Source organism: Trichlorobacter sp., from assembly GCF_034008105.1.
Lineage (GTDB): Bacteria > Desulfobacterota > Desulfuromonadia > Geobacterales > Pseudopelobacteraceae > Trichlorobacter.
The window spans coordinates 51175-73936 of the sequence record NZ_JAVEPN010000012.1; the positions used below are offsets into that span (position 1 = coordinate 51175).

Here is a 22762-nt window from a genome sequence, read left to right on the forward strand (position 1 = left end):
GAGCTACGCGTCCATCATGCACCAGTATACCCAGCATCAGTTGCACCGCTACGCCAATGCCCTGGCACTGTTCACCATTTTTTACAACCTGCTGGAAGGCCTGGTCTCGGTCGGGATGGGGATCAACGACGAGACCCTAGCCCTGTTCGGTTTTGGCGTCGATTCCTTTATCGAAGTGATCTCGGCCGTAGGGGTCTGGCATATGTTGCGCCGGATCCGTGCCAACGGCGGCGAGACCCGCGACGAGTTCGAGCAGCGCGCCCTGCGGATCACCGGCAGCGCTTTTTACCTGCTGACCCTTGGCCTGGTGGTCACCGCCGGTCTCAACCTGTATCAGCAGCATCGACCCGAGACCACCCTGTGGGGGATCGTGATCGCGCTGGTCTCGATCTCCTTCATGTGGCTGTTGATCCACTACAAGGTCAAGGTGGGCACGACCCTCAATTCACCGGCCATCCTGGCCGATGCGGCCTGTTCCCGGGCCTGTCTGCACCTCTCCTTGGTGCTGTTGGCCTCGAGCCTCGGCTACCGTCTGACTGGCATCGGCAGCCTGGATGCCATCGGCGCCCTGCTGATCGCCTGGCTCTCCTTCAAGGAAGGGCGGGAGGCCTTTGACAAAGCCAAGGGCCTCTCCTGCTCCTGTAGCTGCCCGTCTAGCTGACCGCCAGGCCGTCCTTGAGCCGGATAGTGCGCTGGGCGTAGCGTCCGTTGTCCGGGTTGTGGGTGACCATTACGATGGTCTGTCCGGCCCGGTGCAGCTCGGCAAACAACGCCATCACCTGGTCGCTGGTGGCACTGTCCAGGTTGCCGGTCGGTTCGTCGGCAAACAGGATCGTTGGCCGGTTGACCACCGCCCGGGCGATGGCTACCCGCTCCTGCTCGCCGCCGGACAGCTTGTTCGGCAGGCGTCCCTCTTTACCCGCCAACCCCACCCGTGCCAGCGCCTCTACCGCCATGCGCCGTTTTTCCGTAGCTGCCATTTTTAAAGGAGCCAGCGGTAGCATCACATTTTCCAGGGCGGTCAGGTACGGCACCAGGTGGAACGACTGGAACACAAAGCCGAAGGTGCGGGCCCGGAAATCGGCCAGGCCGTTGTCGTTCAGGTCGTAGAGGGGCGTGCCGTTCACCGCCACCGTGCCGCTACTGGGGTGGCACATACCGCCCAGGATGGTCAAAAGGGTGCTCTTGCCCGAGCCGGACTGCCCCATGATGCAGACGAATTCGCCGGTTGCCACGGTCAGGTCGATCCCGCGCAGCGCCCGTACTTCACCCTCGCCGGAGGGGTAGCTTTTCGTCAGATTGGTTACGGTAATCATAGTGTTGGTTCCTTATATCGGCGGCGCGAGGCGCCTTCCGTTCAGAAGTCGCGCTTCTGCTGCGCTAGGCTTATTCCGTTATCGTCGCTGAACTCGCCCTGCGGGCTCAAACAGCAGCGACGCTTGCACTGCATGTCGCCAAGCGTAGCAACGAAGCGCTCCCATTCACTCGAGGCGCCTTGCGCCATCGCTGATCAATCAGGTTGCTACAGGCTGCGGAGCGCATCGGCCGGGTCCATCTTCCCCGCCCTGCGTGCCGGATACCAGGCCGCCAGCAGGCTGACCAGCGCCACCGACAGTACCGCCGGCAGGGCCACCTGCCACTGCACCAGCAGGTGCGGGTGGTCGGAGCTGGCCATAAGCGGTAGCGTCACGGCGGCCGTGCCGATACCCAGGCCGTAGCCGATCAAGCCGGCCGCCAGCCCTACCAGGCCAGCCTCCAGCAGGATAATCCCCATCACATGGCCGGTGCGGTAGCCGATGGCCCGGAAGATGCCGATCTCCACCTTCCGTTCGTTGACGCTGCCCATCATGGTCACAAAGACCAGCGCCAGGGAGATCAGGGCGATTACGCCACCCATGCCCAGCGAGAAACGCTTCAGCTGGCCGATGGTCTGCAGTCTGCCCTCCACCACCTGCTTGATGGCGCTGACCTTGGCGTCCGGCAGCACGCCGCTGATCTGTTCCACCATCTCGCCGATCGGGCAGCCGGTGCAGAGCGCCGCCACCTCGATCAGGGTGATCTGGCCCTGCTTGCCGGTGATGGCCTGGGCAGCGGCCAACGGCACGAACAGCAGGCCGTCGTCCTGGGAACCGGTCTCCTGCAGGGTGGCGGTTATGGTAAAGGTCCGGTTGCCGACCTGTAGCTGCTCGCCAGGCTTGACCCCCAGGGCCAGGGCGGCAGCGTTACCCAGCAGGGCGTCCTGTTCACCGACGGGCTCAGTGCCGTTTAAGCGCCACCAGGGCTTCAGCCGTAGTTCCGCGGTAAAGTCCACCCCCACCAGCAGCAGCTCACGTCCCTTGAGCGTCACCGTCCCCAGCACCTTGGGGGCCACCACGGCGATGTTCTGCCGGTTTTTGATGGTGCGGATCCGCTCCAGCACCGAGGGGTCCAACTCACGCTGGTCGAAGGCGACTCTGCCCAGGCTGATGCCGCCATAGGAGAGGGCCAGGTCGTTACTCTTGGGGGTGATCAGGATGTTGGCGCCGAACTGGTCCATGGTGTGTTCGATGTCGGCGGTCATGGAGTTGGCCAGGGTTACCAGTGCCACCACCGCAGCCAATCCCACGGCCAGGGCCACGGTCAGGAAGAACATCCGGGCTGGCCGGCGCAGCAGGTTCTTCAGTGCAATATGGTAAGGTTTCATGGGAAGTACCGTGTTCCGTTCTGCAACTGCTCCACGTCGATCACCAAGCGGTCACCCTCGATCCGAGACGGCAGGAAGTGGGGGTTGCAGCCGCCCACCGAGGAAGGACCGATCCGGTCGATCGGGAAGATCAGGTTGCAGTTGCGGCAGAGCATCACGTCGCCCTGCTGCTGATAGCCCTTGCGCTCTTTGTAGCAGACGTCGCAGGCATCCAGGGCGGTGCGCACACGGCCGTCGTTGCCTTTGACGGCGAAGAAGCGCACCTCGCCGTTAGGCAGGTTGACCTTGTAGAAGCCGGCCTGCATCGGCTGCAGCTCGGCCAGCGGGATCTGTACCGCGCTGCCCTGGGGCTCCAGCTGCTTGTGGGAGCCGTTTGTGCAGCCTGCCATCAGCGTCAGCGAAGCGAATAGTAGCAGTATGAGCAGTCGTTGCATGGCTTACAGCCCTCCGTAACTGTGTAAACCTGACAAGAACAGATTCACCCCCAGGTAACAGAAGATGGTAGCGGCAAAGCCGATGATCGACAGCCAGGCCGCCCGGCGGCCCACCCAGCCCTTGGTGAAGCGGGCATGCAGAAAGGCGGCGTAGACGAACCAGACGATCAGGGACCAGGTCTCTTTGGGGTCCCAGCTCCAGTAGGTGCCCCAGGCGTAGTTGGCCCAGGCCGCGCCGGTGATGATCCCCAGGGTGAGGAGCGGAAAGCCGACCATGATCGCCTTGTAGTTCAGGTCATCCAGCACCTTGGTGGGCGGGAAGACGGACAGCAGGCCGCCGGCGGCATCAGTCGCCTTCTCTTCGCTCTTGGCCTTGATCAGGTACATGATCGAGACCCCGCAGGCCACGGCAAAGGCGGCGTAGCCCAGGAAGCAGGTCAGTACGTGGTAGGTCAGCCAGTTGCTCTGTAGGGCAGGCATCAGCGGGTTGATGTCACTGGGCAGGTAGAGCTGCCCCCAGGTCATGGCCAGCAGGGCAAAGGGCATCACAAAGGCGCCGATCACCCGGTATTTGTATTTGGCGTCGATGATGCCGAAGACCAGCACGATGCTCCAGGCAAAAAAGACCACCGATTCGTAGAGGTTGGAGAGCGGGGCGTGGCCCATGCCCAGGTCGTAGGATTCCTTCCAGCGCAGGCCGGTGGCAACAGTATGAACCGCGAAGCCGATCCAGGCCAGGGCTGAGCCGGACAGGCCGACCTTCTGGTTGCGGCCGGCCAGGTAGCCGAAAAAGGCCAGGGTGGAGGCCATGTAGAAGATGGTGGTGATGTTGAACAGTGATCCGCTGGTCATTGGTTGTCCTCCTGCGTATCGGTAGGTTGAAGATCGGCGATCAGGGCGTTGAACCACTGTCGGAATTGCTCGTGGCCGCGGGTGGTGTGGCCGGCAATGGTCAGCTGGTGGTTGTCAATCCGCATCCAGACACGCTGGTGCGGCATGAAGAAGGCGACATACAGGGCGACGCACAGCAGCAGGCAGCCGGCCCAAACCACCCAGACGCCGGGGTCCTTGTTGACCTGCAGGCCGGTGTAGAAACGTTCAGTGCCCCCCAGGTAGCTGATGACCGGTAGTCCCAGGCGGGCCGCTTCGGCCCGGTTGTCGTCCGGGTGGTTGGCGAAGACAATCAGGTCAAGGGGCGCGCCACCGCTGGCCGGATGGATGTCGATGCGGGCCGCCGGGCCGGTCTTGCCGGCCAGGAAAGGGGACACGTCCTGCACCGCCTCCACCACATGCATGCTGCTGCCGTCCGGCAGGTGGGCGGTGCCGTCGCTGGCCAGCTGCAGGGTCTGCCCCTGAGGGCCTTCACCGATCCGGAGCTGGTGAGAGCCGGTGGTGCCGTAGCTGGACTGGTAGAAGGTGATCCCCCGGTAGGTCAGCGGCTCGTTGACGATCAAGCGGGCATGCTTGTAGCCGGGGACCTCCCGGCCGTTCTCGGTCAGGGTCAGGATGCTCTTGAACTCCTTGGGCATCGGGTTGTGGCCGCCCTGGGCCGGATAGTAGCTGACCGTGAACTGGTCGCAGCGCAGCTCAAAGCCCAGCGGCCGCACGTTGCCCTGGCGGTCGGTAAAGCTGGTGACGGTCTCGCCTTCCGGGATGGCCACGAAGCCCTTGAAGCCGAACAGGTTGCCGATGATGGCGCCGATAAAGATCAGGATGATGCTGAAGTGCACCAGGTAGGCCGCCAGCCGGGCCCAGGGACGACGCTGGGCAAACAGGTGGGTCTGGCCGTCCTGTTGGTTGATGACCGGCCGGCCCAGCTTTGTTGCCAGCAACCCGGCCAGACGGTCAGGATCGGTGGTGCTGCCGAGCGGCAGGGTCTGGCAGCAGGTGGCGCTGCGCTCTACCCCGGCGGTCAGCAGCGGCTCGGGCCGGAAGGCGATCCGCCAGACCTGGGGCAGCCGTTTCAGCGAGCAGGCCAGCAGGTTGGCCGACAAGAGCCCCAAGAGGCCCAGGAACCACCAGGAATGGTACATGTTGAAAAAGCCCAACAGCGAGTAGAGCTTGAAGCGGTTGCCCTGCTCGCCGCCGATGGCGGCGATGTACTGCGGGTCCAGGGCCCCTTGGGGGATGACGGTGCCGATGATCGACACCAGGGCCAAGGCGATCAGCAGAAACATGGTCAGGCGTAGAGAGGCCAGGGCATCCCAGATCCTGGTGGGGATGTCGCGTTGCGGTTCAGACATGGTATGACGCTCCTTGACGCTGCGCAGGAAAGGCGCAGCCGGCAGACAGGTCCGTTGCGGCGGACAGGCGCGGGAACGATGGCGTTCCCCAACACTATGCCGGTGTCAGGGGCGGTTTTGGGGAGGGACGAAGATGGTCAGGTACACGACCGGCAGGCGGTGGGTGACCTCTCTGAACGGTTCGAAGCTGGACAGCGGTGTGGGGGGAAACATCACCGTTGACGTAAGTGGTGCGTGGCAGGCACATGAGCAGGCCGAAGAACTGCAGCAACCATCGTCATCAGGCTGGCTCTGGTGATCATCGCAGTCGTCGCAGCCGCCAGGCTGCTGGTCTGCCATGGCCGCCGGCGCCGTGGCCTGGCCAGTGTGGCAGACTGCGGCAACCGGCGCCAGCAGGACGCTCAGCAGGGCCAGCAGCACCAGGGTGCTGCCCAGCCAGTTGATCTGATGACGAGATTGCATACTGAAACGATACACAATTGGTTTGGCGGTTGTCAACCGGCCTTTATCAGCTGTGGCCGCCAGGGCCAGCAATAGCCAGCGGCGTGTCATGCGGTCACGCTCTTCAGGCTACGCTCGGCACTGTGGGTACGACGTCGGCTTGGCGCCGGCTGGTTGTCGATCACCAGCTTGAGCAGTTGGCGCAGCACGGTGGACAGCTTGGTGCTACGGTCGCCCCGCAGCTGCTCCAGCAGGTCCAGTTCCTGGTCGCTGACCCGGAACGAGATGATGTTGCGCAGGTGCTGCGCGCTCTTGGTTTTGTCTTTGTTCGGCATGGGGCTGCGCTGTCCTTTCATGGTTTTTGTTTAAATGGTCTCCAGGACTTCGTCATCCTTGGGTTTGCTGAACAGGAGCGACAGCACCACCGAGGCGGTCAGGGTGGTGGCGATCACGGCCAGCGACAGGGCGATCGGAATATGGACCCCCTGCATCATCAGAATCATCTTGGTCCCCACAAAGGCCAGGATCAGGGAGATGCCGTATTTCAGCCAGGCAAACATCCCCATCAGGTTTGATAGCAGGAAGAACAACGAACGAAGGCCCATGATGGCGAACAGGTTGGAGGTGATCACGATGAACGGATCCAGGGTGATGGCGAAGATGGCCGGGATCGAATCCATGGCAAAGACCAGGTCGCTGCTCTCGATCACCAGCAGCACCATGAACAGAGGGCTGGCCACCAGCATCCCCAGGCGACGGGTGAAGAACCAGTCACCCCGAATTCGCTTGGTCATCGGTATGATGCGGCGGGTCAGCCGCACCAGCGGATTTTTGTCCGGCTCCATCTCCTCGTCACCGCCAAAGGCCATCTTCCAGGCGGTGTAGAGCAGGATGACGCCGAAGACGTAGAACAGCCACTGGAATTCCTTAAACAGTGCAGTTCCAAGGAAGATGAATACCAACCGCATCACCACCGCCCCCAGGATGCCCCACTTCAGCACCCGGGCCTGCAGTTCACCCCGTACGCCGAAGACGGTGAAGATCATGATGAACACGAACAGGTTGTCCACGGAGAGCGACTGCTCGATCAGGTAACCGGTCATGAACTCCAGCGCCTTCTGGGAGCCCATGGTCCACCAGATCCCCAGCCCAAACAGCAGCGCCAGGGTCACCCAGAGCGTGCTCCAGCCGGCGGCCTCCTTGAAGCTGACCACGTGGCTCTTGCGGTTCAACCCCAGGTCCACCACCAGCATCACCAGCATCAACAGGCCAAAGGCCACCCAGAGACCATGTGTGGCGGTCATCAGAGCTTCACCGTGGGGGCGTGCTGTGAGCCGTGTTCGGCCTTAAACGACTTCATTTTTTGCTGCAGCAAACGCAACGTTGCCATCAAGCGTACTCCTTTGGGTCTCGGGTAACGGTCAGGTTGCGGCTAGCGCATGGCCTGCAGCCGGGCGATCCGTTCTTCCATCGGCGGATGGGTGGAGAAGAGCGACAGCAGGCTGCCGCCAGTCAGCGGGTTGACGATAAACATATGGGCTGTGGCCGGCCGGGCCTCCTGCATCGGCAGCATGCGCGACCCGTTCTGCAGCTTGGCCAGCGCATTGGCCAGGGCTTGAGGTCTGCCGCAGATATGGGCGCCGGTGGCGTCGGCCAGGTACTCGCGGGAACGGGAAACTGCCATCTGGATCAGCATGGCCGCCAGCGGGGCCAGGATAGCCATGGCCAGCGAGCCCACCAGGCCGCCGATGCCGCTCCCCTCTTCATCATCACCCCGGCCGGCCCCCAGCATGGCGCCCCACTGCAGCATGCTGCCGATCATGGAGATGGCGCCGGCAAAGGTGGCCGCAATGGTGGAGATCAGGATGTCGCGGTTCTTGACGTGGCCCAGTTCGTGGGCCATCACCCCCTCCAGTTCTTCCGGTGTCAGGATCCGCATGATCCCTTCGGTGGCGGCAACGGCGGCATGCTGCGGGTTACGGCCGGTGGCGAAGGCGTTGGGCGACTGGTCCGGGATGATATAGACCTTGGGCATCGGCAGCCCGGCCCGCTGGGCCAGGCGCTCCACCATGCCGTAAAAGGCCGGGTTCTCGTTGCGGGTGATCTCCTGGGCTCCGTACATCCGAAGCACGATTTTGTCCGAGAACCAATAGGAGCCGAAGTTCATCACGGCTGCCATCACAAAGGCGATCAGCATGCCGCCCTTACCGCCGATGGCGCCGCCCATGAACACCAGCAGTACGGTGAGCAGTGAGAGCAGCAGCGTGGTCTTCACGTGGTTCATCATGGTGGCAATACCTCCTGTGGTGTCTGTGTAGGATACGAAAAAAGACCTTTACCCGTGGCGCAGTACTACTGCGCTGGGTAAAGGTCTTGCTGTCGATCGAATCGTCCCTTGCCCGGGCCTGAAGGCCGTATTGACGGGTCAAGGGCCAGCCATGTCTCCGGCTGGTAGCTACTCCCCTTTAGTCAGATTACGCTAGCCGAAACCGGTTTCGGCTGTCAACAATTTTTTGTTACCCCTGCCGGGCCTTCAGTTCGCGTGATGTGGCCAGCAGCGCCTGCCGGGTCTGTTCCCGGAACTGCTCCAGCCTTTCGGCCAGTTCGGGGCGCTTGATGGAGAGGATCGAGCAGGCCAGGTAGGCGGCGTTTTTGCCGCCATCCACCGCCACAGTGGCCACCGGAATGCCGGGGGGCATCTGTACGGTGGAGTAGAGTGCGTCCACGCCGTTCAGCGCACCGGATTTGAGCGGCACGCCGATCACCGGCAGGGTGGTGTGGGAAGCCACCACACCGGCCAGGTGGGCGGCCATGCCGGCACCGCAGATCAGTACCTCAATGCCCCGCTCCCGGGCGGTGCGGGCATACTCGGCGGTCTTTTCAGGCAGGCGGTGCGCCGAACTGATATCCATCTCCCAGGGGATGCCCAACTCGCTCAGTACCTGGGCCCCTTTTTCCATTACCGGCAGATCGCTTTCGCTGCCCATCAGAATGCCAACCAGCGGTTTGTTCATGGTGTGTCGCGCTCCTTGTGTGCTGTGTGTAAGCTGCTGGGATTCCTAGCCGAAAGGGCATTGGCTGTCAACAGCTTTTCGCGCAGCACGAGCTGGTCGAATTTGATTAGCAGCGGCCTTGCAGTTGATTTTGAGTATGTTACACTGCGTGTGCTTTCAATCTGTTTCGAGGGCCTACCTGTGATCAGGTAGCCGTCGGCAAGGGGCTGCTGTCATGGCCGTTCTGAACCATTTCGTTGGGGGATACACAGTGTGGATGACGCGGTGAAACAGGCAGAGGAGCAGCTGTTGGGGGCAGAGGCGCAGCAGGACGAGTCGGCTGACGAACAGGTCGACCAGCAGGAGCTGTTGCCGATTATCGACCTGTTGCGCAACGGCCTGGGGATTGACTTTGCCGCCTATAAGATAGGCACCGTCGGGCGACGTATCCTGCGGCGGATGGAGTTTTGTCAGGAGACGTCGTTGGCTGACTACGCCACGCGCCTGTCTGCGGACCCGGACGAGCTGGAGGCATTGGGCCATGACCTGCTGATCGGGGTGACCGAGTTTTTTCGCGATCCGGTCATGTTCCAGCGCCTCGAAGAGCTGCTGCGTGACCTGCTGCGCGACCGCCCGGCCGTCGAGGGCTTAAGGATCTGGTCCGCCGGCTGCGCCAGTGGCGAAGAGGCCTATTCACTGGCCATGCTGGCCCATCTGGCGGCCGAAGCCGTCGGATTCAGGGGCGAGATCAAGGTCTTTGCCACCGATGTGCACAAGGGGGCCCTGACCACCGCCTCCACCGGCATCTACTCCCGTGACCTGCTGGAGGGGGTGCCGGAACCGTACCGTGGCCGGTTTCTGCGTTGCGAGGCCGACGACCGGTGTCGGGTCGAACCGGCGCTGCGGCGCAGCGTGGTGTTTGCCCACCATAACCTGCTGGCCGACCCTCCCTTTACGCGGATCGACCTGGCCGTATGCCGCAATCTGCTGATCTACCTTAAACCCACAGCCCAGATTCGTGCCCTGTCGGCCCTTTATTTCTCTCTCAATCCCGATGGCATCCTGTTTCTGGGGCCCAGCGAAGGGGTGGCCGCGCTGGAGAGTTCCTTCAGTCCGCTGGATACCAGCTGCAAGCTGTACCGCAAGATTCCTCACCCCCAGCAGCGTTACGCCGGTGCTGCGTCGACGGTGCCCTGGGTGGCGCGGCCGCTGTTGGGGAGCGCCTTGCAGCAGAGCCTGCGCCACGCCATTACCCTTGATCGTCAGCTGGTGCATGACTACGACCAGCTGCTGCGGCGCTACATGCCGCCCGGGTTCCTGGTCAACGAGCAGCATCAGATTCTGCACTTCTTCGGCGATCTGTCGCCGTACCTGCGGACCCCGGAGGGGCGGGCCGAAGGTGATATGCTGCGGCTGGTGCACGAAGAGTTGCGGCCGGCGCTGACCACCGCCCTGCATCGGGCCGCCAGCACCCAGTCCGATATCCGCATGGAGCGGCAGCGGTATAGCCTTCACAACACGCTGCAGCAGGTGGATCTGTCTGTCAGCTGTATCAAGCATGATCCGGCCACGCGTCCCCACTACCTGGTCTCCTTTCAGCCTTCCGAACTGCAGCCGGGCCCGGCAGAGGTGGTGGAGACGACCTTCGGCAGTTGTGACCCCCTGCTGTCGCAGCGGGTCAACGACCTGGAGGAGGAGCTGCAGTTTACCCGCCACAGCCTGCAGCTGACCATCGAAGAGTTACAGGCCAGCAACGAAAAACTGGACCTGGCCAATGAAGAGCTGGTCTCCTCCAACGAGGAGCTGCAGAGCACCAATGAAGAGCTTAAGTCGGTTAACGAGGATATCTACGCCGTTAATGCCGAGCTGGAGGCCCGCAACACCCAGCTGGCCCAGCTGAACCGGGATCACGACAACCTGTTGGCCAGCACCGAGGTGGGCACCGTTTTTCTGGATGCCGAACTGCGGGTACGCAAGTTCAGCCCGGCCATCATCAGTTTCCTCAAGCTGTTGCCTCAGGATATCGGTCGACCGATTGACCATATCGCCTACACCCTGACCCTCCAGTCTGAATTCCTGCAGCACCTGCAGGATGTGCTGCAAAATGGCAGCAAGCTGGAAAAAGAGATCCAGGTTGGTCCGGACGAGTGGGTGCTGAAGCGGATTTTGCCGTTCCGCACCGAGCGCGGAACCGTGGACGGTGTGGTGCTGACCTTCACCGATATCTCGACCATCAAGCTGGCCCAGCGCTCGATTGAGCAGATCAATGCCGAACTGGAACGCAAGGTTGAGGAGCGGACCAGGGCGCTGGCCGACAATGAAGCACGGGTGCGGGCCTATATCGAAAATGCCGGCCAGGGTTTCTGGCAGATTGGGGCTGATCGGCATACGCAGGATGTCAATCCAGCGCTCTGCGCCATGCTGGGCTACAGCCGCGATGAGATGCTGGGTCGTTCGCCGCTGGAGTTTGCCGATGAGGCGAATCAAGCCATCTTCAAGATCCAGATGGCCCGGATTGAGCTCGTGCCCCACCGTAACTACGAGATCACGCTGCGCCACAAGGACGGCCATCCGGTGCCGGTGGTGTTTCACGCCACCACCCATCGTACTGAGGACGGACAGTTCGCCTATGGTTTCGCCTTTGTCACCGACCTCAGTGAGCAGAAACGGGGCGAGGCGGAGCGGATGCGCCTGCAGCAGATGCTTGAGGCCAGCCTGCACGAGATCTATGTCTTTACCTGCGATACCCTGCAGTTTGTCTATGCCAGCCCGTCGGCCCTGCGTAATCTGGGCTACAGCATGGAGCAGATGCGTTCGATGACGCCGGTGGACATCAAGCCTGCTCTGGACGAACAGACCTTCCGGGCCACGGTTTCGCCGCTTTTGTCCGGCATGCAGGGGCAGCTGGTCTTTCAGACCACCCATCAGCGGGCCGATGGCAGTTGCTATCCGGTTGAGATCCAGCTGCAGCTGGTAGAGCGTGACGGAGAACAGCTGTTCCTGGCTATGATCAACGATATCACTGAGCGCCAGGCCACCGAACAGGCGCTGGATATGGCGCGACGGGTGCTGGACATGACCTCTGACGCCATCTTCTGGTCTGATGAGCAGGGTCGCTTCATCTACGTCAACGATGCGGCCTGTCGCGCCCTGGGCTACAGCAGTGCAGAACTGCATGCGATGGCGGTGATGGATATCGACTGTAACCATGACGCCAGCAATTTTGACGGTTTTGTCCAGGCCCTGCGGCGGGAACAGGTGATGACCTTCGAGAGCCGCCACCGCCGCAAGGATGGTTCGACCTTTCCGGTGGAGATGGTGGTCAACCTGCTCAGCTATGGTGGCCAGACCTATCTGTGCGGTTTTGCCCGCGACATCTCGCTGCGTCGTCAGGCCGAAGAGGTTCTGGTGCAGGCCAAGGAGGCGGCCGAGGCCACCACCCGGGCCAAGAATCAGTTTCTGGCCAACATCAGTCACGAGGTGCGCACACCGCTGACCGGCATCATGGGCATGAGCCAGTTGCTGCACCTGACACCGCTCTCCGAGGAGCAGCGGGAGTACCTGTACAACCTGGACTCATCGTCACAGAGCCTGCTGGTAATCATCAACGATCTGCTGGACCTGACCAGGATTGAGGCAGGACGGATCCAACTGGAGCAGGACCCCTTTCAACCGGCCCAGATCGCCGCCGAGGTGGTGCGGGTGCATGAACCGGTGGCCCGGCGCAAGGGGATCAGTCTCTATCTCGAACTGGACCCGGAGCTGCCCTGTCAGTTGCGGGGAGTGCCGCAGCGGGTTAAGCAGATCCTGCATAACCTGGTGGGTAATGCGGTCAAGTTCACTGATCAGGGGAGTGTCACCCTCACCATCGCCCCTGATCGCCAGGAGGGCGAGACCTTCTGGCTGTCGTGCCGGGTGAGCGACACCGGCATCGGCATGAGCGACGAGACCCTGGCGCGGCTGTTCAGCCCCTTCAGCCAGGGCGACAGCTCCATAGCCCGGCGCTACGGCGGCACCGGCCTGGGGTTGGCCATCTGTCGCCGTCTGACCGAACTGATGGGGGGCAGCATTACGGTGGAGAGCACCCCCGGCCTTGGCAGTTGCTTCCAGGTGCTGCTGCCGCTACAGCTTGACAGCGATCAGCAGCCGGCGCTGTCTCAGCCGTCAGCCAGCGCAGCCGGCTGGAGCGGAGAGCCGTTGCAGATCCTGTTGGCAGAAGACCAGGTTGTCAGCCGTGTTTTCGCCACACGGCTGCTGGAACGGCTGGGGCACTCGGTGGTTGCGGTGGAGGACGGTGCCGCTGCGCTGGAGGCTTGGCAGCAGCAGCCGTTCAATATCATCCTGATGGATGTCCAGATGCCCGGTATGGACGGTCTGGCAGCCACCCAGGCCATCCGGGCCGAGGAGCAGCAACGCCAGTCTCCGCCAACAGCCATTATCGCGCTGACCGCCCATGCCCTGACCGGTGATCGGGAACAGCTGTTGGAGGCCGGCTTTGATGGCTATGTGCCCAAGCCGATCGACCTGACCCTGCTGCTGGCCGAGGTTAACCGGTTGCTGGGGCCACCAACTGAAGGGGCGACAATACACTGACGCTTCAGATTCGTGCTGCGCGTCTGGTTACCTTGTTTTTCTGTGGTATAGTTGAACCAAATGACAGTGGTGGGCGAGGTAGGTTTGGACGTGCCATCCCTGTTTCTTCTGGAGGTAGTTATGACACCGGCTGAGCATTTAAAGGGTATGACACTGCTCTATGTCGAGGATGAGGATGTAGCCAGGATGGCGGTGGGTGCCTTTCTGAAGCGTCAGGTGGGGACATTGCTGCTGGCCAAGGACGGCCAGGATGGTCTGGAGCAGTTTCAGATGCACCATCCCGATATCGTGGTCAGCGACCTGGAGATGCCGGTTATGAACGGCATGCAGATGGTGCATAAGATGCGGGAGCTGGACAATGGCACCCCGATCATCATCACCACCGCCTATGACGATGAGGCCCATGCCTGCCCTGAGGCCGACCGGGTGATTATCAAGCCGATCATGTTCAATGACCTGTTGGCCAGTATTCTTGACTGTATTGCCGAGCGCGCCGCACGGGCGAACTGAGCGGTTACGCAGCGCACAAAAAGCGCCCGCTTCCGGCATCGTCTCCGGAAGCGGGCGTTTTTTGTTTCCCGTTAGCGTAGTGCCGCTTCGGCAAGCACCTCGGCAATATCCTTCACCTGTACCTTGTCCGCCTGCAGGTCCTTCAGACCATCATCCAGCATGGTCAGGCAGTAGGGGCAGGCCACGCAGACCGTATCCGGCTGTTGTTCCAAGGTCTCCTTGGCCCGGTTCAGGTTGATCCGCTCGCCGGTAAACTCCTCCATCCACATCCGGCCGCCGCCGGCCCCGCAGCAGAAGCCGTCTTCGCGGTTGCGTGGCAGCTCGGTCGGGGCAACCCCGGTGGCCAGCTCCAGCGCCTCTCTGGGTTCGTCGTAGATGCCGTTGTGACGGCCCAGGTAGCAGGAATCGTGGTAGACCAGCCTGCCCAGCTCGGCCACCTGGCGGTTCAGTTTCAGGCGGCCATCCTGCACCAGGTGGAGCAGCAGCTGGCTGTGGTGGATCACCTCCAGCTCGATGCCGTACTGACGGTAGTCGTTCTTGAGGGTAGTCAGGCAGTGGGGGCACTGCGCGATCACTTTTTTGATTCCCTTTTCCTTAAACAGGGCGACATTTTCCTTGGCCAGCTTGTCGAAGACAAACTCGTTGCCCAGTCGCCGCAGCGAATCGCCACAGCATTTCTCGTCTTTGCCCAGGATGCCCCAGGAGACGCCGGCCTTGTCCAACAGCTGCGCCAGGGCCAAGGTCACCTGCTTGGCCCGGGCATCGAAGGAGCCGGCGCAGCCGACGTAGAACAGGTACTCGGTCTGTCCCGGCTCGAAGCTGCGTTCCCCCAGCAGGGTGGCCCACTTGCCCCGCTCCGAAGGGGCGATGCCCCAGGGGTTGCTGCGGCCTTCCATGTTTTCGAACAGGTTGAGCAGCTCTTCCGGGAATTTGGCCTCCATCTCCACCAGGTGCCGCCGCAGCGGGATCAGCTTGGGCATCTGCTCGATGAACACCGGGCAGGACTCCAGGCAGGCGCCGCAGGTGGTGCAGGACCAGATCGTTTCTTCGCTGATGCTGCCGTCGCCGGCCTCGCCGATCAGCGGCATGACCGGTTGTTGCCCGTTCTTGAGGGCTGCTCCGTTGGCCAGCAGGTTCAGTTTCAGGTCGTGGATCACCCGCCGCGGGTTGAGTGGTTTGTTGGTGGCGCTGGCCGGGCAGGCCAACTGACAGCGGCCGCACTCGGTGCAGGAAAAGGCGTCCAAGAGTTCCTTCCAACTGTAGCCGGTGACGTTGTCCAGGCCGAATTGGCCGTCTTTGACAAACTGCTCACGCTCAGGCAGCACCGGCTGCTGGTGGCGCCGCAGGAAGATGTTGGGGATGGCGGTGATAATGTGGAAGTGCTTGCTTAACGGCAACAGGTTCATGAACAACAGCAGTGCGCCGGCATGGGTCCACCAGGAGAGGTCGTGTACCAGTTTGGCCTGCTCGGGCTTGATCAGCGGCAGGAACCAGCTTGAGATCGGCATGATCCCCTTGGCCAGCTCCAGCACCGAACCCTGCATGCGGGAGAGTTTGGCAGCGTTGATGCCGAAGGTGGCCAGCATCAGGATGGCGATCAGGCTCAGGATGAAGAACGCCTCGAAGGTGCGGGCCTCCGGGTAGGGCGGCGCGACAGCCCGGCGGATGGCGGCTGCGGTCACCGCCAGCAGGGTTATCAGCGAGACCACGTCGATCATCTGCATCAGCGGCACAAAGATGCTGTCCGGCAGCTTGGAGAAGTTGATCTGCGGGAATAGGCCGTGCAGCAGAAACTCAGTGTTGGCGATCATCAAGACCAGGAAACACCAGAAGATCACCAGGTGCACCAGGCCGTAGGGCTTTCTGACCACCCGCAACTGGGCAAAGGCATAGCGCAGGGTGTCGCCGATCCGCTGGCCGATGTCGTCCAGGCGGTTATCGGGCCTGCCCAAGGCGGTCAGCGAGAGTCGCTTCCAGCAGCTGTAGCAGAAGAGGGCAACGGCGGCGATCAGGATCGGGGCAAAGATGGTCGGGGTCGGTGTCATTGTTTCGTGCCCCTCGCTTTCAGTTCACGGATTTTTTGGGTCAGCAGCGGCACCACCTGGAACAGGTCGCCGACGATGCCGTAGTGGGCCACCTCGAAGATCGGCGCGTCCTTGTCGCGGTTGATGGCGATGATCAGGTCCGAGTCCTGCATCCCCACCAGGTGTTGGATGGCGCCGGAGATGCCGCAGGCGATGTAGATCTTGGGGCGGACCGTCTTGCCGGTCTGGCCCACCTGGCGGTCGTGGCCCAGCCAGCCGGCATCCACTGCGCTGCGGGAGCCGCCCACCACGCCGTGCAGCTCGTCGGCCAGTTCCTTCAGGATGCCGAAGTTTTCCGGTCCCATCATGCCGCGGCCGCCGGAAACGATGAACTCGGCCCCGCCGATGTCGATATGGTGACTGGCATCGCTGTCTTTGAGGATCTCCAGTACCTTGACCAGCACACTCTCTTCCGGGATGGCGAAGTTGCTACGGATGATCTCGCCTTTAAAGCCGGCCTGCGGTTCCGGCATCTGCATCACATGGGGCCGTACCGTGGCCATCTGGGGGCGGTACTTGTCGCACATGATGGTGGCCATGATGTTGCCGCCAAAGGCGGGCCGGGTCTGCATCAGGTTGCGTTTGTCGTCGATGTCCAGCCCGGTGCAGTCGGCAGTGAGGCCGGTACCAACCCGGGTGGCTACCGCGCCGGCCAGGTCGCGGCCCATGCCGGTGGCCCCCATCAGGATCACCTCCGGCTTGTACTGCTCGATCAGGTGGCAGCAGGCCTCCAGGTACGGCTGGGTGCGGTAGTCGCGGTACAACGGGTGGTCCAGCAGATAGGCCTTGCTGGCGCCGTAGCTAAAGGCCTCGTTACAGAGGGCTTCTACCTGGTGTCCGATCACCAGGGCGCACAGTTCAACGCCCAGCTTGTCGGCCAGTTCACGCCCCTTGCCCAGCAGCTCCCAGGAAACCTTGGCTGCCTCGCCATCGGCCTGCTCGATGAAGACCCAGACGCCGCGGTATTGGGCCTGCAGCTTGGCCAGGGCCGCCGCCTCTTCATCAATCTCTTCCACCGGGGCAGCGCCGGACTTGTCCAGCTCGGCCAGGATCGCCAGTTCCTCTGGAGTAAAGGTCATCTCCAGTGCCTGGGCCGGACAGACCTTGACGCACTTCAGGCAGCCGATACACTTGTCTGCCTGCACCAGCGGCTCGCCGGCCTCGTTCATGGTGATGCAGTTGACCGGGCAGGAACTCTCGCAGCGAGCGCCGCAGGCGATGCACTTGCCGGCCAGCAACTGGGCGCGGCCGCGGGGACGTTTCGGTTTAGGCGTGGTCTCACTCATAGCGGTAGCAGGTCCTTGGCAAGTAGTTTTTCCAGCAACAGATCAACAGCACCTTGCGGGTCGGCGTAGCCATCGCCGATGATCTCGCCCTTGGCCCGTTCCGGTGAGAAGATCTTGGAAACCCAGGTGGGTGAGCCTTTCAGGCCCACGGTCTGGGTGTCCAGCGTGAGCACCTGGTTATCCCAGGTTTCCACGGTGGCATCCACCGCTGCCAGACGCATCGGTACCGTCGGGTAGCGGGGACGGTTGATCTCCCGCACCACCGTCAGCAGGGCCGGCAGGGGGGCCTGCACCCGCTCGTGCCGTCCCTCCAGCTTGCGGCTGACCACCAGTGAGCGATTGCCGATATCCAGTTGTTCCACCTTGTCCACCAGGGTCAGCTGTTGGTAGCCCAGGCGCACCGCAATGCCGGGACCCACCTGGGCGGTGTCGCCGTCGATGGTCTGCTTGCCGCACAGCACCAGTCCCACCGGCTCCACTTCGTCATTGAGCTTTTTGATGGCCGCTGCCAGCACCTTGCTGGTGGCCAGGGTGTCGGCACCGCCAAAGCAGCGGTCCGACAGCAGGATGGCGCGATCGACTCCCACCGCTAACGCCTTGCGCAGGGTGGCCTCGGCGTTGGGCGGGCCCATGGAAAGTACCGCCACCTTGCAGCCGAAGCGGTCTTTCAGCTGTAGGGCCGTCTCCAGGGCGTGGGTGTCGTAGGGGTTCATGATGAAGGGGATCCCTTCCCGCACCAGGGTATTGGTGACCGGGTCGATCTTGACCTGGGTGGTGTCGGGGACCTGTTTGATGCAGGCGACGATCAGCATGCAAAACCTCTCTGCACGTTTTGTGTGCATGTTATTGGCTTGAACCGGAAACTTTACAAAACAAACCTTATACGTGAAGCGTAATCAAGATGCAAGCTGCTCATTTAGTTATGGTTTGTATTGATTGTGGCTTTTTATTCTCGTTAAAATGAGTAACTCAGTTTTTGGTGGTAGTGTTTTTTGTGTACTCGTTGGCTTGGTGTGTTGTTGCTGCACTGCCCACGTGCAAGGCAGTAGCTGCACCGCCTAATGCCTTTGTTTTTGGCAGCCTGCAGGTAGTTGCATATTTTTTGGTCCGGTTGTCCTTGGATTGGCACAGCAGTTGCTGTAAGAACGAGCACTGCCCGACGGGGTAGCCATCCTTTTCATTCCATCAGGAGGCAACACATGGCACAGCTGGACGAAAAACTTGAAAGCATCTACCAGGATGTACTGAAGCGTAACCCCGGTGAAGCCGAATTTCACCAGGCGGTACTGGAGGTGCTGGAGTCTCTGGGGCCAGTGGTCAGCAAACACCCCGAATATCTTGAGCGCAAGATCATTGAGCGGATCTGCGAGCCGGAGCGTCAGATCATCTTCCGGGTGCCCTGGCAGGATGACAACGGTAATGTCCATATCAATCGTGGTTTCCGGGTTGAGTTCAACAGTGCCCTGGGTCCCTACAAGGGCGGCCTCCGTTTTCACCCCTCGGTCTACCTGGGTATCATCAAGTTTCTCGGTTTCGAGCAGATCTTCAAGAACTCCCTGACCGGCATGCCGATTGGTGGCGGCAAGGGTGGCTCCGACTTCGACCCCAAGGGCAAGTCCGATGACGAGATCATGCGCTTCTGCCAGTCCTTCATGACCGAGCTGTACCGCCACATCGGCGAGCACACCGACGTACCGGCCGGCGACATCGGCGTGGGCGGCCGCGAGATCGGCTACATGTTCGGCCAGTACAAGCGGATCACCAATCGCTGGGAGGCCGGCGTACTGACCGGCAAGGGCCTTAAGTGGGGCGGCTCACTGGTGCGTCCCGAGGCCACCGGCTACGGCGCCACCTTCTTCATCAACGAGGCCCTCAAGGTGCGCAAGGAGTCCTTCGACGGCAAAACCTGTCTGGTGTCCGGCTCCGGCAACGTGGCCATCTACACCATCGAGAAGATCCACCAGCTGGGCGGCAAGTGCGTGGCCTGCTCCGATAGTAATGGCGTGATCTACCATGAGAAAGGTCTCGATCTGGATCTGATCAAGCAGCTGAAAGAGGTGGAGCGTCGCCGCATCTCCGATTACGCCACGTACCATAAGGATGCCAAGTACATTGCTAACGGCAACATCTGGGAAATTCCCTGCCAGGTGGCCATGCCGTCCGCAACCCAGAATGAGATCAACGGCAAGGATGCCGCCACCCTGGTCAAGAACGGGTGTATCGCCGTGGGTGAAGGGGCCAACATGCCCACCACTCCCGAAGGGGTCAAGGTGTTCCTGGATGCCAAGATCGCCTACGGCCCCGGCAAGGCTGCCAATGCCGGCGGCGTGGCCACCTCGGCCCTGGAGATGCAGCAAAACGCCCAGCGTGACTCCTGGTCCTTCGAGGATACCGAGGTCAAGCTGGAAAACATTATGAAGGGCATCCACAAGCGCTGCTACCGTATCTCCGATGAATACGGCGATCCGGGCAACTACGTGCTGGGAGCCAACATCGGCGGTTTCATCAAGGTAGCCGACGCGATGGTCGCCCACGGCTTAGTGTAGGAAACGGTCTTTTTCCGCGATCTCGGCGTCAGGTTTCGCGTTTGCTTGTGCGACGTACTGCACAGTACGTCTCCGCGCAAACGCTCACCTTCCTGGACCTCGCGAAAAAATCCTCGTTTCTGTAGCCGTACCTAGTTATTGTATCTCCAACGTGAGCCCGGCCCTGTGCCGGGCTCTTCTGTTTTTCTGGCGCATTCGGTTGGTGATAGTGTACCCTGTCACTCCTGTTTCCCTGTGTTGAGATGCATCACATGCGGAGACACGCGCTCAACTCACATATCAAAGGATACCCCGATGAGCACATTACCCGTCTGCCCAGCCTGCAAATCCAGCTACACCTACGAAGATGGCACTAACTACATCTGCCCGGAATGCGCACACGAATGGCCGCTGGTTGTAACCGAGGAAGCCGTTAGCGTGCGGGTGGTGCGCGACGCCTACGGCACCGAGCTTAAAGACGGCGATAGCGTGACCGTGATCAAGGATCTGAAGGTCAAAGGGGCGTCATCGTCAGTTAAAGTCGGAACCAAGGTGAAAAACATCCGCATTGTGGATGGCGACCACGATATTGACTGCAAGATCGACGGGTTTGGTGCCATGGGGCTGAAGTCTGAGTTTGTGAAAAAGGCCTGATCACTCCGCACGACCTCCTTTCCTGTCTGGAACATTCATTTCTGCTTCGTGCTGCAAAAATTCAGAGCTCTGGTATAGTTTCCGAAAAGCTCTGCACCTGTTGCCGATGTTAGGGGATGGCTGATGTTCTACCTCTCGCTGATCCAGAATATAGCCCTGCTGGTGGCCTTAACCTTTGTCCACAGCCTGTTGGTGCGGCGCCTTAATCGCAGCGGGTTGCTCTTTCCGCTGGTGACCGGGGCGCTGTTTGGCGGGGTTGTGCTGCTAGTGATGCTGACCCCGGTGGTCTTTCAGCCCGGCCTGATCTTCGATGGCCGTTCGATCATTCTGGCGGTGGCTGGTCTGTTTGGCGGCCCGGTGGTGGCTGTCCTGGCTGCGCTGCCGGCCGTTGTCTATCGCTGGTGGCTGGGGGGGTGGGCGCTGCGGTGGGGGTGGCGGTAATCATCGGTTCAGTCGGTATCGGCATCGGCTGGCACTATCTGCGTAACCGCCGGCCATGGGCTGCCGAGCCGCTGGGTTTATTGCTCTTCGGCCTGTTGGTGCATCTCTGGATGATGGGCTGTATGACCTTCCTGCCGCCAGAGCTTGCCGCGGTGGTGCTGGCCAAGATCACCGTGCCGGTGCTGCTGCTCTATCCGCCGGCCACCCTGCTGGTCTGTCTGCTGTTCCGGCAGATGGAACAGCATATCGCCACCGAACTGGCCCTGGATCAGGAACGCCTGAACCTGAACTCCCTGTTGCAGGCGGTGCCGGACCTGCTGTTCGAGATGGGCATCGATGGCCGGCATTATGCCTGCTATGCCCGCCATACCGAGCAGTTATCGGCTCCGGTGGAGGAGCTGCTGGGCAGGACCGTCAGCGAGGTGATGTCGTCCGAGGCGGCAACGGTCTGTCTGGAGGCCCTGCAGGAGGCCCAGACCACCGGCCATTCCCACGGGCGGCAGCTGTGTCTCACCGTGCCCAGCGGCACCTACTGGTTTGAGTTGGCCGTGGCCCACAAGACGGACTCCCATGCCACTGAACCCCGTTTTGTCGTGTTGTCGCGCGACATCACCGCGCGCAAGCAGGCCGCAGGCGAGTTGCAGCAGGCCAAGGAGACGGCCGAGGCGGCCAATCAGGCAAAAAGCGAGTTTTTGGCCAACATGAGCCATGAGATCCGCACCCCCATGAACGGTGTGATCGGCATGGCCCACCTGCTGCGCAACACCGAGCTTTCTCCCGAGCAACAGCAGTATCTTGACAACATCGAGCTTTCAGCCAATTCGCTGGTGGCCTTGATCAGCGATATTCTCGACCTGTCCAAGATCGAGGCCGGCAAAATGGAGCTGGTTTCGTCTGATTTTTCACTCAGGCATTGCCTGCAGGATATGGTTGAAAGCCAGCAGTTCCTGATCCGTCAAAAGCGGCTGAACGTCAGCATCGACCTGCCCGACCAGCTGCCGGACCCGTTGCATGGCGACCGTTTGCGCGCCTGTCAGATCGTACTCAACCTGCTGGGTAACGCCATCAAGTTCACCGGCGAAGAGGGCCGGATCACGCTTGCCGGTCAAGAGCTCCAACGTCATGGCCGACAGGTGCTGCTGCGCCTCAGTGTGGCCGACAACGGTGTCGGCATCCCGCCGGAGAAACTGGAGGCCATCTTTGCCCCCTTTGAACAGGGCGACAATACCACCACCCGCCGTTATGGCGGCACCGGTCTGGGGCTGACCATCTGCCGCCGGCTGGCCGAGCTGATGGGGGGGCGCATCTGGGCCGAGGCCAATCCCGGGGGGGGCAGCGTTTTTACGGTGGAGCTGCCCTTTGAGTTGGCGGTTGATGCACCAAAACACGAGGCTGCGCAGCCACCACCGCTTTCGCTTGATTCGGCCCTCTTCACCCGACCGCTGGAGATCCTGCTGGCCGAGGATAACCGGGTGAATGCCGAATTCATTGTGAAGGTGTTGAGCCGGATGGGACACCGGATAACCGCTGTCGAAGACGGTCAGCTGGCGCTGGATCAGCTGGAACGGCAGCGTTTTGATTGCATCTTGATGGATGTGCAGATGCCGGTTCTGGGAGGCGATGAGGCCACGCGCCGGATTCGTGAGCGCGAGCTGCAGACCGGCGGCCATCTGCCGATTATCGCGCTGACCGCCCACGCCATGCGTGAGGAACGTGAGCGTCTGTTGGCAGCCGGGTTCGACGCCCATGTTGCCAAGCCGGTAGACCTGGCGGTGTTGTGCGCTGAAATGGCACGGCTGATCAAGACATGAACGCGCCAGTGGCGGTGGTCTGCATTGGCTGAGTAAGGTCTGGCTACTACAACGGCAGGAAAGG

General features: G+C 61.6%; 19 protein-coding genes and 1 pseudogene. 7 read left to right on the forward strand and 13 right to left on the reverse strand.

Annotation, left to right across the window (positions count from 1 at the left end; translation table 11 throughout):
• Window positions 1–16 precede the first annotated feature (16 nt).
• Entirely contained in the window at window positions 17–661 is a 645-nt protein-coding gene (locus RBQ93_RS08670) for a cation transporter (protein WP_320371711.1), read from the forward strand.
• On the opposite strand, the gene RBQ93_RS08675 is transcribed toward RBQ93_RS08670, so the two are convergent.
• The 10 genes from RBQ93_RS08675 to purE form a co-directional block, all read right to left on the reverse strand.
• Window positions 654–1316 carry an ABC transporter ATP-binding protein gene (locus RBQ93_RS08675; RefSeq protein ID WP_320371712.1) on the reverse strand — a complete coding sequence of 221 codons (663 nt, stop codon included), beginning with the start codon at window positions 1314–1316 and terminating at the stop codon, window positions 654–656. The genes RBQ93_RS08670 and RBQ93_RS08675 overlap by 8 nt on opposite strands.
• A gap of 206 nt (window positions 1317–1522) precedes the next feature.
• Entirely contained in the window at window positions 1523–2683 is a 1161-nt protein-coding gene (locus RBQ93_RS08680) for an ABC transporter permease (protein WP_320371713.1), read from the reverse strand.
• Window positions 2680–3117 carry a DUF2318 domain-containing protein gene (locus RBQ93_RS08685; protein WP_320371714.1) on the reverse strand — a complete coding sequence of 146 codons (438 nt, stop codon included), beginning with the start codon at window positions 3115–3117 and terminating at the stop codon, window positions 2680–2682. Before RBQ93_RS08685 ends, RBQ93_RS08680 begins: the two co-directional genes overlap by 4 nt.
• 3 nt (window positions 3118–3120) lie before the next feature.
• Window positions 3121–3969 carry a c-type cytochrome biogenesis protein CcsB gene (gene ccsB / locus RBQ93_RS08690; RefSeq protein ID WP_320371715.1) on the reverse strand — a complete coding sequence of 283 codons (849 nt, stop codon included), beginning with the start codon at window positions 3967–3969 and terminating at the stop codon, window positions 3121–3123.
• On the reverse strand, window positions 3966–5360 hold the full coding sequence (locus RBQ93_RS08695) for a cytochrome c biogenesis protein ResB (RefSeq protein WP_320371716.1): 1395 nt from the start codon (window positions 5358–5360) through the stop codon (window positions 3966–3968). The genes ccsB and RBQ93_RS08695 overlap by 4 nt, the downstream gene beginning before the upstream one ends.
• A gap of 105 nt (window positions 5361–5465) precedes the next feature.
• On the reverse strand, window positions 5466–5912 hold the full coding sequence (locus tag RBQ93_RS08700) for a hypothetical protein (RefSeq protein ID WP_320371717.1): 447 nt from the start codon (window positions 5910–5912) through the stop codon (window positions 5466–5468).
• Window positions 5909–6136, reverse strand: a complete 228-nt coding sequence (locus RBQ93_RS08705; RefSeq protein ID WP_320371718.1) for a hypothetical protein — start codon at window positions 6134–6136, stop codon at window positions 5909–5911. Before RBQ93_RS08705 ends, RBQ93_RS08700 begins: the two co-directional genes overlap by 4 nt.
• A gap of 30 nt (window positions 6137–6166) precedes the next feature.
• Window positions 6167–7105, reverse strand: a complete 939-nt coding sequence (locus tag RBQ93_RS08710; RefSeq protein WP_320371719.1) for a TerC family protein — start codon at window positions 7103–7105, stop codon at window positions 6167–6169.
• 128 nt (window positions 7106–7233) lie between these two features.
• On the reverse strand, window positions 7234–8085 hold the full coding sequence (htpX, locus tag RBQ93_RS08715; RefSeq protein WP_320371757.1) for a zinc metalloprotease HtpX: 852 nt from the start codon (window positions 8083–8085) through the stop codon (window positions 7234–7236).
• Between the two features lie 232 nt (window positions 8086–8317).
• Window positions 8318–8815 carry a 5-(carboxyamino)imidazole ribonucleotide mutase gene (purE, locus tag RBQ93_RS08720; protein WP_320371720.1) on the reverse strand — a complete coding sequence of 166 codons (498 nt, stop codon included), beginning with the start codon at window positions 8813–8815 and terminating at the stop codon, window positions 8318–8320.
• Window positions 8816–9079: 264 nt separating this feature from the next.
• Between purE and RBQ93_RS08725 the strand changes: the two genes are divergently transcribed.
• On the forward strand, window positions 9080–13387 hold the full coding sequence (locus tag RBQ93_RS08725) for a PAS domain S-box protein (RefSeq protein WP_320371721.1): 4308 nt from the start codon (window positions 9080–9082) through the stop codon (window positions 13385–13387).
• A 147-nt stretch (window positions 13388–13534) separates the two neighbouring features.
• Window positions 13535–13897 carry a response regulator gene (locus RBQ93_RS08730; RefSeq protein ID WP_320371722.1) on the forward strand — a complete coding sequence of 121 codons (363 nt, stop codon included), beginning with the start codon at window positions 13535–13537 and terminating at the stop codon, window positions 13895–13897.
• A 71-nt stretch (window positions 13898–13968) separates the two neighbouring features.
• Here RBQ93_RS08730 and RBQ93_RS08735 read toward each other — a convergent pair whose 3' ends face one another.
• Genes RBQ93_RS08735 through RBQ93_RS08745 form a run of 3 tightly spaced genes read right to left on the reverse strand, consistent with a single transcriptional unit; the run spans window position 13969 to window position 18079 of the window.
• Complete coding sequence (locus tag RBQ93_RS08735; RefSeq protein WP_320371723.1) at window positions 13969–15942, reverse strand: (Fe-S)-binding protein; 1974 nt, start codon at window positions 15940–15942, stop codon at window positions 13969–13971.
• Window positions 15939–17267, reverse strand: a complete 1329-nt coding sequence (locus tag RBQ93_RS08740) for an electron transfer flavoprotein subunit alpha (RefSeq protein ID WP_320371724.1) — start codon at window positions 17265–17267, stop codon at window positions 15939–15941. Before RBQ93_RS08740 ends, RBQ93_RS08735 begins: the two co-directional genes overlap by 4 nt.
• Window positions 17264–18079, reverse strand: a complete 816-nt coding sequence (locus tag RBQ93_RS08745; protein ID WP_320371725.1) for an electron transfer flavoprotein subunit beta/FixA family protein — start codon at window positions 18077–18079, stop codon at window positions 17264–17266. Before RBQ93_RS08745 ends, RBQ93_RS08740 begins: the two co-directional genes overlap by 4 nt.
• Window positions 18080–18466: 387 nt before the next feature.
• Between RBQ93_RS08745 and gdhA the strand changes: the two genes are divergently transcribed.
• The 4 genes and pseudogenes from gdhA (at window position 18467) to RBQ93_RS08765 (ending at window position 22698) form a co-directional block, all read left to right on the forward strand.
• Window positions 18467–19813 (forward strand): NADP-specific glutamate dehydrogenase, encoded by a 1347-nt coding sequence (gene gdhA, locus RBQ93_RS08750; protein WP_320371726.1) that lies wholly within the window; start codon window positions 18467–18469, stop codon window positions 19811–19813.
• A gap of 294 nt (window positions 19814–20107) precedes the next feature.
• Window positions 20108–20446: a zinc ribbon domain-containing protein YjdM gene (locus RBQ93_RS08755; protein WP_320371727.1), complete on the forward strand. Its 339-nt coding sequence runs from the start codon at window positions 20108–20110 to the stop codon at window positions 20444–20446.
• A gap of 270 nt (window positions 20447–20716) precedes the next feature.
• Window positions 20717–21054: pseudogene (locus tag RBQ93_RS12450) on the forward strand (LytS/YhcK type 5TM receptor domain-containing protein); the annotation flags it as partial.
• A gap of 66 nt (window positions 21055–21120) precedes the next feature.
• On the forward strand, window positions 21121–22698 hold the full coding sequence (locus RBQ93_RS08765; protein WP_413818371.1) for an ATP-binding protein: 1578 nt from the start codon (window positions 21121–21123) through the stop codon (window positions 22696–22698).
• Window positions 22699–22762: the final 64 nt, after the last annotated feature.